Genomic DNA, 12,091 nt, shown 5'->3' with positions numbered 1-12,091 from the left:
TCTATATTTAGTAGACTCAGCCGGTGCCCGAATTACCGATCAGCTGGAAATGTTTCCAGGTCGCAGAGGGGCGGGGCGAATTTTCTACAATCAGGTTAAGCTTTCAGGAAAAGTGCCACAAATCTGCCTATTGTTTGGACCTTCTGCGGCTGGAGGTGCGTACATTCCGGCATTTTGCGACATTGTCGTCATGGTTGAAGGCAATGCTTCCATGTACCTTGGATCCCCACGCATGGCAGAAATGGTAATCGGGGAAAAAGTAACGCTTGAGCAAATGGGCGGGGCCAAAATGCATTGCTCTATTTCTGGCTGCGGCGATGTGCTTGCGAAAACTGAAGAAGAAGCTATCGCTTATGCCCGCAAATATTTAACTTATTTTCCAAATAATTTTTCCGAAAAGCCTGCAAAAGCGGAAGCAAAACCACCGGCAGCATTCGAAAAAACAATTGAGGAACTGATTCCAAAAAACCAAAATGCGCCGTTTGATATGTACCAGTTGATTGATCGCTTAATCGATGAGGGGTCAATGTGTGAAATTAAAAAGCTGTTTGCGGCTGAATTAATCACATGCCTTGGGAGGATCAATGGCCAGCCAATTGGGATCATCGCCAACCAGCCGCGTGTTAAAGGCGGAGTCCTGTTCCATGACAGTGCAGATAAAGCAGCAAAGTTTATCAATCTTTGCGATGCTTATAATATTCCGCTCCTTTTCCTTGCTGATGTGCCAGGGTTTATGATTGGCACAAATGTGGAGAAAGCAGGAATCATCCGCCATGGTGCGAAAATGATTTCCGCGATGAGCGAGGCGACTGTTCCGAAGATGACTGTTATTGTCCGTAAGGCCTATGGGGCTGGATTGTATGCAATGGCCGGACCTGCTTTTGAACCGGATTGCTGCATTGCGCTACCGACAGCTTCGATTGCCGTTATGGGTCCTGAGGCGGCCGTCAATGCCGTTTATGCGAATAAAATCGCTGAGCTGCCAGAAGAGGAAAGAGCTGCCTTCATTGCTGAAAAGCGTGAAGAATACCGTGAAGATATCGATATATACAGACTGGCTTCCGAATTGATTATTGACGATATCGTTGAGCCAAACCGTTTGCGCGATGAACTTGCAGCCCGACTTGATATTTATATGTCAAAATATCTCGTGTTCACTGAGCGCAAGCATGGTGTTTATCCTGTATAAGGCGGAACAGATGGACAGATGTATGTCCCGATTTATAATAGGAGAAGGGCCCAGATCTGGTGGCAGGATGAATCTAGATCGGCCCTTCAAAACGCCAAAGTTTAGGGGGATAAATATATGGCAATCCAAGAAGGATTTATTGAAGTAACAGGCGGAAAGGTATGGTATCAGCTGCATGATAGCAACTCTAACAAAACGCCGGTCATAATTTTACACGGAGGTCCAGGCTCGTCTCATTATTCCTTGCAGAGATTAAGAGTGCTTGCGGATGAGCGTACGGTCATTTTTTATGATCAGTTAGGCTGTGGGAAGTCAGACCGGCCTAAAGATGAATCATTATGGACGATAGATCGCTTCGTTGAAGAATTAGGGCAGATTAGAAAAGCACTTTCACTTGAACAGCTCCATATTCTTGGACATTCTTGGGGAACGACCTTAGGAGCTGCTTATTTATTAACTAAGCCTGAGGGAGTAAAAAGTGTTATTTTTTCAAGTCCATGTTTAAGCGCACCTCTTTGGGCAGAGGATCAGGAACGAAATCGTTCCTTATTGCCGGAAGATATTCAAGCTACATTAAGAGAATGCGAGGAAAATGGGACAACAGATTCAGAAGCATACCATAAGGCCACTGCAGAATTTAATAAGCGGTTCGTTTGCCGTCTTGATCCTTTCCCTGAGTTTTTAAAACAGGGAGCACAGTACAAAAATCCAGAAGTGTACAATATCATGTGGGGGCCATCAGAATTCCATGTTACCGGCAATTTGAAAAATTTTGACTGTACAGCCCGTTTGAATGAAATACATATTCCGGCACTATATACATGTGGCCGCTATGATGAAGCGACTCCACAATCAACGGAATATTTCAGCAAACTAACTCCAAATGCGAAATTACATGTGTTTGAGAACAGTGCTCATATGCCTTATCTGGAAGAAGAAGTAGAATATTTAAATGTAATCCGATCATTCTTAAATAGTGTGGAGTAAAAACAGAACATGGGGAAATAGACCCCAACCATTGGACCGGACATGAATCTAGCATGATCGGTCCTTTTTCGATTGTAAATTAGAACTACTAGATCAATTGTTAAAGATTATCCACTCATTGCGGACCATTCTTATCTAAGTGATTCTGTATATAACAATGTGAAGTACTGTCATTTTGGCGAGTCATGCGCTGAACGGCTTCTTACATGCCCTCGAATTTTCAATTGCCTTTTGGGACCAGAGAAAAACCATAAGGTAAATATACCTAACCCCTCCAAATGTTTCTTTGTGATTCTATGGTAAAATAGGAAAAAAGTTTTTCTTTATTTATTAAATGTTGTAATATTTATATAGACTTTTAGACTATAAGGACGCAAAATGGAAGAATTGCTCCATAGTTTCTCCTATTAAGAAAAGGATACATATTAACCTTTCCTAATAAGATCCGTGAAAGGATATTACTATTATGAATAATAAAGAGGATAAAAAAAATCATAGTGGCTTTATCGATTCCGTCATAGGCTCAACAACAACCGAAAATGTTGAAAGATTTGGCCGGGCAGCATCCGAATATTTGAAAGGCTATAACGGCGTTGTAGATGAAAGTGGAAATATCGTAAAAAAAGGGCTTAAACATGTATCTGATTCCAAGGTTCATCCTGACTTTCAATACCAAAATATTAAACAGCAGTCGGGTTTTTCTGCTGAAATTCATTATACTGATCACACAAATGCAGAAAATATTATTAATCGAAATCAAACTCGTGTACATCGCTCTAATGATATCGGCAGAGGAAATGATCCCGTATTTGATATTTTATCAGTTGATGATCATGGAAATCCGACTTGGGGTGCGCAAATGAAGTTTTGCGGAAAATTTGGTACTCCTGAGGAGATAAAAGCAAGCTCAGAAGCTCTAGTCAAAAAAATGACTGGAGACAAATGGGAAAGATATAGAGGAAACAAAGTTTTAGTCCCAAAAGAACAATATGATATCGCGAAAAAGTATGCTGAGGACACAGCGAAATGTTTGACTGATCAGGCAGATCAATTTAGACAACAAGGCCATGTTGAAAAGGCGGATTTACTTGATCAAAAGGCACAAAAATACTTGCAAGTATCCAAAGATTTAGAAAATAGCGGTATTACCTCTGAAGAAGCCATTTTTATCCGTGAACATCCAAAGCTAGCCACTGCCAAATATGTAGCTAAAACCGCACATCGTTCCGGGATGGAAAATGCGAAGAGTGCTGCGGTTATTTCAGTTGCTATCTCTTCAGCCCAAAATGTGGCAAGAATTATTCGTGGGGATAAAAGTGCTAAAGAAGCGGTCAAAGATGTTGCTAAAGATACGGCAAGTGGTGCTGTAACGGCTTATATCATTGGGGCAGGTGATACCGCTATTAGGGGATTTATGGCAGCGAGTAAAAAGAGTGTCTATGTCCATTTGTCAAAATCGAATGTGCCTGCGATGATTGCAACGACTGCCGTTCAAGTAAGTAAATCACTGATTCGTTATGCGAAAGGTGAGATTAATAGCCTTCAACTTGCAGAAGAACTTGGGGAAAAAGGGACAGGAATGATGGCAGCAAGCTTTGGTGCCGCAGTTGGAACAGCCATTTTCCCTGGGGTTGGCACAATAATTGGCGGGATGGTCGGCTATATGACAAGCTCTACCATTTATCAGGCTTGTATGCAGGTTTTACATGAAGAGAAGGTGTCACTATCGAGAAGGAATCAAATTCGATCCATTGCAACAGCAGCAATAGAAGCGATGGAACATCAAGGAAATGAATTATTAGCGTTAGTGAATGAATTTTATTCGAATAGATCCAAAGTGTTTTCAGAGAGTCTACTAATGATAGATTCTGCAGCGAAGGATAGCAATTTGAATCAATTTACAGCAGGCCTTAACCAAATAGCACTTGAAATGGGAGGCGCACTGCAATTTAAAGATTTCAATGAATTCAATCAATTTATGATGGATAAAGAAGCCGTCTTAGATTTTTAAATCTAAATATTACAACTGGAGGAATTAAATATGCCATTACCATTAGTCCCAGCAATTATTGCAGGAATCGCAGCAGCGACAGCGGCAACAGGAGTTAAAAAAGGGTTAGATGCAAAACGTGATATGAGTGAGGCCAAATCCCTCAACGCTACCTCACAAGAGATGGCCAAGGAAGCTGAAAAATTTATTGAAATGGCAAAGGAGAACACAAATGAAGCCATTACTATTTTAGGACAGGAAAAAATTCGCATCCTGACAACATCCATTAATGAATTTGTTATTCACTTTGAAAAGATTAAAAATATTAATCTCAAAAATAGTGAAGGGATCGATGAACTGAAAAATTTCAATCCATCCAGTGAAAGCTTTAAGCAATTAAAGGAAGCATCCTTTGAAGCAAAGCAGGTAGCGATTAATGGGATTGCTGCAATTGGATCGGGAGCCCTACTTGCCTATGGAACATATAGTGTAGTGATGGGGGGACTTGGCGGTCTTTTAGTAACCGCTACAACGGGTACGGCTTTAACATCCTTGACAGGCGTTGCAGCAACCAATGCAACATTAGCATGGCTTGGCGGCGGAGCATTAACAGCCGGCGGTTTTGGCATGGCTGGCGGGATGGTTGTATTGGGTGGTTTAGTAGCAGGTCCTGCACTCGCCATTGGGGGAACTATTTTTGCAAGCCAAGCGAAAGCTGCATTAAATGATGCTTATGGAAACTTTGATAAAGCTAAAGTATTTAAGAAACAGGCGAAAAATATCGGCATTGCATTAAAAGGAATTTTCACGCGTGCGAATCAATTAACGGAGCTATTGCAAAAATTGGATACCCATTTTTCTCAGCAAGTAATGAGAATGAAAGACATCATCCAGCGCCGGGGTCTGGATTGGCAGGATTACACAATAAATGAACAGCAGGACATTTATAAATGTGTTCAGTTAGCGCAGACCATTAAACTTATCCTAGATACTCCTTTATTGAAGCAGGAAGGCCAATTAGATGAGGCTACTAATAAAGTTCTTGAGGATGGAAATAAATATTTGCAAATGCTAGCACAAGTTTAGAGATGTTTCATTGTGATCAATGCGGTTTGTGCTGTAAAGCTGTCGGTTCATCTGAGATTTATCAGCATTTAGACCGGGGTGATGGAATTTGCATCCACTTTAATATAGATACGAATTTATGCAGCATTTATGAAAATCGCCCGCTTATTTGCCGGGTAGATGATGCGTATGAGGAATTTTTTAAAACAAAAATCACAATGGACGAGTACTACAGGATAAATTATCGATCATGTGAGATTTTGAAGGAAAGGGAGAATACGAGAGTGAGCGATATAAAGGATGCATTGATTAATAAATTTGAGGAGATATTTGGGTACACACCTGGGGATGATTATGCTCCTCGCGTTAAAAATGCACGTGATATTATTTGTCAGGGAAAATACAAAAAAGAAGATATGATTGATATTACAGATACAAGTTTATCGAGTAATGGAAAAGCCGGCTTAGTGTTAACAATCGATTCTGTTTGTGTTAAGGATGCCGCTAACAGTACATCTAAATTCATTGCTAAATATGAGGATATCGATTATACATATATGAATGAAGACAGATTTCTAGGCGTTGATATTACAGCTTTGGAACTAAACATGAAATACGATAAAACATACAGAATCAGCATTGACGCGATTAACAAAGCCAAATTAATTGAATTTATCGACTATGCAATCAGCCTTTATCAAGAAGATGAAGAATTAGTGTGGTAAATGGATCATAGGGACGGGTACCCCGTCCTATTTCATTGCTTTTAAAATCAGGTCATTGATACAATAAATAGTATGTAAACCAATAACGAATGTTTATATTCTGATTTGATTTAAGCAATTAAGAACGATTTAAATTCAATCAATATTCGAAGAAAGATATGTGCTTTAGTATCGAAAAAAGGAGAATTTCTAAATGGAAATTGGAATAAGTACGTTTGTCGAGACGACACCAGATGTCAAAACGGGTGAGGTAATCAGTCATGCACAACGCATCCGTGAAGTAGTTGAGGAAATTGTATTGGCGGATCAGGTAGGTTTGGATGTGTTTGGAGTGGGTGAACATNNGCTGTTACAGTGCTTTCTTCAGCCGATCCAGTTCGTGTGTTTCAAGATTTTGCAACAGTTGATGCCATTTCAAATGGCCGTGCAGAAATAATGGCCGGCAGGGGATCATTTATTGAATCATTTCCATTGTTTGGCTATGATTTAAAGGATTATGATGAGCTATTCGAAGAAAAATTAGAGTTGTTGCTGAAAATTACTGCATCAGAAAAAGTGACATGGAAGGGCGGTCACCGGCCGGCTATTCATGATCGCGGCGTGTATCCTCGGCCGGTCCAGGACCCATTGCCAGTATGGATTGGAAGCGGTGGAAATTCCGAATCGGTTGTTCGTGCTGGTCTGCTTGGATTGCCCCTCGTACTCGCAATTATTGGCGGAAGTCCGCTACAATTTGAGCCGCTTGTACAGCTTTATAAAAAAGCAGCAACTCATGCTGGACATGATTTGTCCAAGCTGTCTGTTGCTTCGCATTCTCATGGTTTTATTGCTGAAACTTCAGAAGAAGCAGCGGATAAATTTTTCCCTTCCACTCAGCAAGTGATGAATAAATTAGGAAGAGAGCGCGGATGGGCTCCTTATACTCGGTCCACTTTCGATGCTGCACGCAGACTAGAAGGTGCCCTGTATGTTGGTGACCCACAAACAGTTGCTGACAAAATCATACACCTAAGGAAAAACGTGGGCATCACTCGTTTCATGCTTCATGTCCCAGTTGGCACGATGCCCCATGATGAGGTTATGAAAGCAATTGAGCTTCTCGGAAAAGAAGTCGCCCCAATGGTGAAAGAAGAAGTTGATAGATGGGAAGCGGAGATGGAAGGTCGAAAATAAGATTAGTTGTTCATCATGTGGTAATTTAGATTTCACTTTAAGTGGGATCTATTTTTATGCTTTAAAATAGTTTGGAAGCTGCCAGTACCAGATTTATCCTTCAACAACGGATTGTTTAGTATGATTAATCGAACTTGTGAGCGAGAAGGATGCATATCTTAATGCCTGCTGAATTAGTATGGAATAGGGGGAAAACATGGAAGTTATATAATAGTCGAATGTGAACCTGCCACTACGTATCGCATATAAAGGAGTATAGTGACAAATTTTGAAGGGGGTACATAAACATGGACATCTTTACTGCAATTTCCACAAGAAGAAGCATTGGGGTTGTTAAACCAGACCCTGTGCCTAAGGAGCATATTGAAAAGATATTGGAAGCTGGTACATGGGCGCCGTCCCATTATCGTACTGAGCCATGGCGATTTTTTGTTTTAACTGGTGACGCGAGAAAAAATCTTGGAAAGGCGATGGCATCATTTGCAAAGAAAAGTCTAGATGATCCACTAAGTGATGAAGGAAAAGAGAAATTGGAAAAGACTGCGCAAAAAGCTTTAAGGGCTCCAGTTATTATTGCAATTGCAGTGGAACCAACTATTAATGAGAAGGTATTAGTAAACGAAGAACATGCCGCGGTCCATGCTGCGATTCAAAATATGCTTCTTGCAGCCCACGCTCTTGGCTTAGGAGCGATCTGGAGAACCGGAAAGGTTTGCTACTCGTCTGAGATTAAGCAATTTTTTGGGCTTGGGGAACATGCTTTGATGCTTGGTTTTATTTACATCGGCTATCCAAGTATGAAAGAATTGACAGGGAAAAGAAAAAGTATTACCGAAGTAACAAAGTGGATGTAGGGACTCATTGTATATCTTAAAGGCAATCCTTCATCGAAAAAATAGGATAGTGAACCACTCAATGTCCATGCACAAAAGGTATAATAAACTTGGAGTGGCAGACATTAAATAGGCAGGATTTTTAGTATTTGATGTTCATTTTTGTGCAAATGAAAAAAGGTTAGAAAGGGAGGGATAGTGTACATATGACAAATAAGGAAGATGAAGCTGCAGCTGCTGGTTGGAATTTTAACAATAGTTATGCCCAATTACCGCCACCATTTTTCACCAGCCTTAAACCAACACCTGTGCGCTCACCAAAAATGGTCATTTTTAATGAAGCATTGGCGGAGGCATTGGGGTTAAATGCTAATTCTCTGCAAAATGAAGAAGGAGCTGCAGTGTTTGCTGGCAACCGCGTTCCTGAACAGGCGCATTCACTTGCTCAAGCCTATGCAGGTCATCAATTTGGCCATTTTACAATGTTAGGAGATGGACGTGCCATTCTGATTGGTGAGCAAATGACTCCTAAGGTGGAGCGATTTGACGTACAGCTTAAAGGTTCGGGGAGAACACCCTATTCGCGCGGGGGAGATGGACGTGCAGCGTTAGGGCCGATGCTTCGTGAATACATTATCAGTGAAGCTATGCATGCACTAAGGATTCCAACAACCCGAAGCCTAGCCGTTGTGACAACGGGGGAAAAGGTGATTCGCGAAACAGATCTTCCTGGTGCTATTCTTACCCGTATCGCTGCAAGTCATCTGCGCGTTGGAACCTTTCAATTCGCTGCAAACTGGAGACCAGTAGAAGAATTAAGAATCCTTGCTGACTACACGATAAATCGTCATTATCCAGAAATTGAACTGGATGAAAATCGATATCTTACACTTCTTCAGCAATTGATCAAGCGTCAAGCCGCATTGATTGCTAAATGGCAATCAGTTGGCTTTATACACGGAGTGATGAACACTGATAACATGACCATCAGTGGGGAAACGATTGATTACGGCCCTTGTGCCTTTATGGATGTGTACGATCCAGATACAGTGTTTAGTTCTATTGATAGACAAGGACGCTATGCCTACCGCAATCAGCCAATTATTGGCGGCTGGAACCTTGCACGTTTTGCGGAAGCCATTTTACCATTATTGCATGAGGATGAAGAACAGGCTCTTAAGCTGGCGCAAGATGAGATTTCCAAATATAGTGAAATCTATCAATCATATTGGCTTGCTGGCATGAGGGCAAAACTTGGATTAACGAATGAAGAACCAGGAGATACCTTATTAATAGAAAACCTTTTGAGCATTATGCAGAAGGTCAAGGCTGATTATACAAATACTTTTCGTGCTTTAACATTAGACAAGATGGAGAATTCTCTGCTTTTTGGCACACCTGAATATAATCTGTGGCATGAGCTCTGGGAGGCGAGATTGACGAGGCAGCAAACATCGATGGAAGCCACTCAACAGTTAATGCGTAACAGTAATCCCGCTGTCATCCCGCGAAACCACCGGGTGGAGGAAGCACTTGAGGCTGCAGTTAAGAATGGGGACTACAATGTGATGGAACGATTGCTCCAAGCTCTTTCAAATCCATTCGCCTATACAACTGAACAGAATGTATACTGCACAATACCTGATCCATCAAAGCTTCCGTACAGAACCTATTGCGGAACTTGATGCATCGTGAAAATTAAGTAATAAATAAATTGTAAAATCAATCAAATGAGATTAATTTTAATAAATTCAAGCAAAATAAGAGGGTGTTAATTGAATTTTTTTAAGGGAGGTTTTTTAGGTGGCAAAAAACAAGCAAACACCCTCAAGTCAAGTCGATCAAAAGCAATTACTCGAGGACAAAGTAGAAGCTCAGCGAAAAAATGGATTTGAAGACAATCATGTTCGCCGCGTAACGTCTAATGGTGCACAGGGTCAATAAATTGGAAAAATCTAGAGCGTTGCAGGGTAATGATTTCCGCTTATGGTAAATTTCAGTCTATGCGGGAACTAATGGACCAGAATGCTGCCCGTCCCTTGCCTTTTGTTACGGTTCATGGGCATCAACCCAGGGTAATGGTTCCCGCTTATTGTAAAAATCAGCATAAACTGGAACAATAGATAATCAGTTGTTACAAAGGTATGCTTTTGGGGCTGTTCAGAAATAGCTGACTTTTTAGACAGCCTCTTTAAAAAACAAGATCTAGTTGTTAATAAACATAAAGGTTTTTTTCAGCAATTGAAAATCAAGGCTCATTTTCTCAAATTCCTTATATTCAATACTGTCTGGGCGATCTGCATACTGATTTTCACTTACAGGCAAAATCGCATATACAAAGCCATTTTTGACACCAAGCTTTTGAAATAAGCTGTCCTCATAGCCATCTTCCCATGTTTGTTCCTTTATTTTCTCAATGGAAAACAGCGTTCTTTCAGAGATTGCTTTATTTTTCGGTACGTAGCTGAAGACTAAATGACCATTCTTCTCGGCTGAGCGGTATTTCGTATCCCATTCTACAGGAATTGAAAAAGCATATTCTGTTGCTCGATAAGTAAATAGCTTCTGAGGAATATAAGGTGTTCGCTCCCAAACACTAGCTGTCTGCTTCACCTCTACTTTATTGATGAACCAGTTAGCATCTGCCTGACTCACAGTTAAATTTGCAGTCTCTGTCCCAAAAGGTCCCGTTGAGGTTTCTAGTTTTAATTCTACTGCATAAGTATAAGTACTTTTATTTATTTTCTTTTCATTTTTGATTTTGTAGCTGCTAATCCAAGGGCTTGATGTACCAGTTACCCAGCCATTGTTATCAAAATACGTTTTCGTTTTTTCCTTAAGTTCTGAAGTAAATAGTGCGTATTGATATGCACCATTACGGTTAGTAATTGCTTTGCTCCATTGGTTAACAGCGTCTGAAGCTGATACAGGTGCAACTGCATTTTCTAATAAAGAAATTTGAAGCTGGAGCATTTCTATATCTTGTTTTTGACTTTCCAATATTGGCTGTTTTTTACTATTGCTGGCTAATTCAATTTTTGCCGCCTCTTTTGGTGTTTCATTCGCATAAGTAGCGCTCGTCAGCATCCCCATTAAGGCAACAGCACTAGTAATTGTTACAAGTTTCTTTTTCATGTTCTTTTCCTACTTTCCTAATATGATGTACCTTTATTGTATATTGGTTTGGTTGGAAAGTAGTTAAGGAAAGATTAATTAAGGTTACAAAGAAGATACAATTATCTTAGTATGGAGAATCTTTGTTTTTGCAAGATTGGTCTTTTTAGAATTTCATTTAGTGCTATAATAATCAGTGATGGTTTTGCCAATTTCTTCAGCAGGAGGTATATAAAGGATATGTTTTCACGTAATAAAGCATTTTATTTTATTTTCGCTATAGTGGTTTCAGCTTTCGTTTTGACTGGCTGTGGAACGCAAGCGGAAAATGGGAAGACGAAGGAAAATTCAGCGAAGGAATCTGCTGAAAAAACAGATTACCCTTCATCTGTTAAAGAAAAACCGATTGTAACAATAACAATGGAAGATGGAAAAGAGATCGAGATTGAATTGGATCCGGCTGCAGCACCAAATACGGTTGCAAATTTTATTTCTTTAATTGAAGATGGTTTTTATGATGGACTTATTTTCCACCGGGTTATCCCTGATTTTATGGTTCAAGGGGGAGATCCTGAGGGGAATGGCTCTGGTGGCCCCGGATACTCCATTGAAGGTGAATTTTCTTCAAACGGATTTGAAAATAACATCACACATGAGCGTGGAGTCATTTCAATGGCACGGACTCCCGATCCGAATTCAGCTGGATCGCAATTTTTTATCATGGACGAAGAAGCTCCACATCTCGATGGTGAATATGCAGCTTTCGGCAAAGTAATTAAAGGATTGGAAACAGTTGATTCAATCGTGGCTGCTGAACGAGATGAAATGGACAAGCCATTAAAAGATCAGAAAATGAAAACGGTGAAAGTGGATACGAAAGGCTTTGACTATCCAGAACCAAAAAAAGTTCAATAATTTATAGCGCCTGACTCATGGTACGTTAATGAAATAACGTGGCAGGGGTCAGGCTATTATTATTAACTGTGTTTTCTATCTCATAATATTATTATGTAAA

The 12,091-nt window shown here is 40.3% G+C and carries 10 protein-coding genes and 2 pseudogenes; 11 read left to right on the top strand and 1 reads right to left on the bottom strand.

From position 1 onward, the window contains the following. The 10 genes and pseudogenes from V7149_RS18955 to V7149_RS18915 form a co-directional block, all read left to right on the top strand. On the top strand, positions 1–1,189 hold a 1,189-nt coding region (locus V7149_RS18955; protein WP_335347157.1), incomplete at its 5' end, for an acyl-CoA carboxylase subunit beta. Between the two features lie 117 nt (positions 1,190–1,306). Then, complete coding sequence (locus V7149_RS18950) at positions 1,307–2,176, top strand: proline iminopeptidase-family hydrolase (protein ID WP_335347156.1); 870 nt, start codon at positions 1,307–1,309, stop codon at positions 2,174–2,176. Between the two features lie 466 nt (positions 2,177–2,642). Beyond that, on the top strand, positions 2,643–4,187 hold the full coding sequence (locus V7149_RS18945; protein ID WP_335347155.1) for a hypothetical protein: 1,545 nt from the start codon (positions 2,643–2,645) through the stop codon (positions 4,185–4,187). A gap of 30 nt (positions 4,188–4,217) precedes the next feature. Further along, positions 4,218–5,252 carry a hypothetical protein gene (locus V7149_RS18940; RefSeq protein WP_335347154.1) on the top strand — a complete coding sequence of 345 codons (1,035 nt, stop codon included), beginning with the start codon at positions 4,218–4,220 and terminating at the stop codon, positions 5,250–5,252. A gap of 2 nt (positions 5,253–5,254) precedes the next feature. After that, a pseudogene (locus V7149_RS26585) lies at positions 5,255–5,419 on the top strand (YkgJ family cysteine cluster protein); the annotation flags it as partial. A gap of 96 nt (positions 5,420–5,515) precedes the next feature. After that, a complete protein-coding gene (locus V7149_RS18935; RefSeq protein ID WP_335347153.1) occupies positions 5,516–5,956 on the top strand; it encodes a hypothetical protein in 441 nt (146 codons plus the stop codon). Between the two features lie 193 nt (positions 5,957–6,149). After that, positions 6,150–7,129 (top strand): annotated as a pseudogene (locus V7149_RS18930) (LLM class flavin-dependent oxidoreductase). Positions 7,130–7,416: 287 nt separating this feature from the next. Further along, on the top strand, positions 7,417–7,983 hold the full coding sequence (locus V7149_RS18925) for a nitroreductase family protein (RefSeq protein WP_335347152.1): 567 nt from the start codon (positions 7,417–7,419) through the stop codon (positions 7,981–7,983). 185 nt (positions 7,984–8,168) lie between these two features. Next, on the top strand, positions 8,169–9,647 hold the full coding sequence (locus V7149_RS18920) for a protein adenylyltransferase SelO (protein ID WP_335347151.1): 1,479 nt from the start codon (positions 8,169–8,171) through the stop codon (positions 9,645–9,647). A gap of 118 nt (positions 9,648–9,765) precedes the next feature. Then, positions 9,766–9,906 carry a hypothetical protein gene (locus tag V7149_RS18915; RefSeq protein WP_335347150.1) on the top strand — a complete coding sequence of 47 codons (141 nt, stop codon included), beginning with the start codon at positions 9,766–9,768 and terminating at the stop codon, positions 9,904–9,906. Between the two features lie 261 nt (positions 9,907–10,167). On the opposite strand, the gene V7149_RS18910 is transcribed toward V7149_RS18915, so the two are convergent. Next, complete coding sequence (locus tag V7149_RS18910; RefSeq protein WP_335347149.1) at positions 10,168–11,097, bottom strand: hypothetical protein; 930 nt, start codon at positions 11,095–11,097, stop codon at positions 10,168–10,170. 219 nt (positions 11,098–11,316) lie between these two features. Here V7149_RS18910 and V7149_RS18905 point away from each other — a divergent pair, with 219 nt between their 5' ends. Continuing rightward, entirely contained in the window at positions 11,317–11,991 is a 675-nt protein-coding gene (locus V7149_RS18905) for a peptidylprolyl isomerase (RefSeq protein ID WP_335347148.1), read from the top strand. The last annotated feature ends 100 nt before the right edge of the window (positions 11,992–12,091 follow it).

Origin of the sequence: Bacillus sp. JJ1503, from assembly GCF_036965125.1 — a bacterium.
In the GTDB taxonomy this organism is placed as follows: Bacteria; Bacillota; Bacilli; order Bacillales; family Cytobacillaceae; genus Cytobacillus.
Note: the sequence above shows the minus strand (reverse complement) of the source record. Positions and strands in the feature narration are given on the sequence as shown.